The organism is Myxococcus sp. AS-1-15, assembly GCF_020037055.1.
Classification (GTDB): domain Bacteria; phylum Myxococcota; class Myxococcia; order Myxococcales; family Myxococcaceae; genus Myxococcus; species Myxococcus fulvus.
In genome coordinates this window covers 1-1355 of sequence record NZ_JAIQDF010000067.1, presented here as the reverse complement: position 1 = coordinate 1355, position 1355 = coordinate 1, and the positions used below count along the sequence as shown (strand labels likewise).

Below are 1355 nucleotides of genomic sequence, written 5' to 3'. Positions count from 1 at the left end.
TCCCAGGACCGCGTCGCCCAGGTCTCCAACGCCTCCTTCGACGCCGCCACCTTTGAAATCTGGGGCGCCCTCCTCAACGGCGCGCTCCTCGTCGGCGTCCCTCGCGACGTCTCCCTCTCTCCGCCTCTCTTCGTCCAGCACCTGCGCGGTGAGAAGGTCTCCACCCTCTTCCTCACCACCGCCCTCTTCAACCAGCTCGCCCACCACGCGCCCGACGCCTTCTCCTCCCTCTCCACCGTCCTCTTCGGCGGTGAGTTGGTCGACCCTGACGTCGTCCGCGCCGTCCTCCTCCACGGCCCTCCCTCCCGCCTGCTCCACGTCTACGGGCCCACCGAGAACACCACCTTCAGCACCTGGCACCTCATCTCTCAGGCGCCCGCGCCGGGCCACACCGTCCCCATCGGCAGGCCTCTCGCCAACTCCACCGCCTTCGTCCTCGACGGTGCCCTGCAGCCTGTCCCCGTCGGTGTCCCCGGCGAGCTCTACGTCGGCGGTGACGGCCTCGCCCGCGGCTACCTCCACCAGCCCGGACTCACCGCTGAGCGCTTCGTCGCTCACCCCTTCAAGCCCCAGGCTCGCCTCTACAAAACCGGAGACCTCGTCCGCCTCCTCCACGACGGCTCCATCGAGTTCCTCGGCCGCTCCGACTTCCAGGTGAAGATTCGCGGCTTCCGCATCGAGCTGGGCGAAATCGAAGCCGCCCTGCTTCGCCACCCCTCCCTCAACGACTGCGTCGTCCTCGCCCGTGAGGACTCTCCCGGCAACCGTCGCCTCGTCGCCTACTTCTCCTCCTCCTCTCCTCCCTCCTCCGCCGAGCTGCGCGACTTCCTCAAGCGCTCCCTCCCGGAGTACATGCTCCCCTCCGTCTTCGTCTCCCTCCCCTCCCTGCCCCTCTCTCCCAACGGCAAGGTCGACAGGAAGGCGCTTCCTTCTCCCGACGGAGTGGCCGACGCCTCCGACTCCTACGTCGCGCCTCGCTCCCCTCTCGAAGAGCTCCTCGCCAACCTCTGGGCCCAGCTCCTCTCGCTCCCCCACGTCGGCGTCGACGACAACTTCTTCGACCTGGGCGGCCACTCCCTCCTCGCCACCCAGCTCGTCTCTCGCGTCCGCGAAACCCTCCGCCTCGAGCTTCCTCTCCGCGACCTCTTCGCCAACCCCACCGTCGCCTCCCTCGCCCGCGTCCTCTCCGCCTCTCTCTCCGGCGCCCAGTCCCCCATCCTCCCTTCCCCCAGGGACGCTCGCCTCCCCCTCTCCTTCGCCCAGCAGCGCCTCTGGCTCATCGACCAGCTCCAGCCTGGCAGCGCCGCCTACAACGTCCCTCTCGCCATCCACCTCTCCGGCGAGCTCTCCCTCCC

At 69.2% G+C, this 1355-nt stretch carries 1 protein-coding gene; it reads left to right on the top strand.

Annotated features, from left to right (window positions below; all coding sequences use genetic code 11):
- Positions 1–57 precede the first annotated feature (57 nt).
- Positions 58–1355: non-ribosomal peptide synthetase (locus K8625_RS43535; protein WP_223786108.1), on the top strand; the 1298-nt coding region annotated here is incomplete at its 3' end.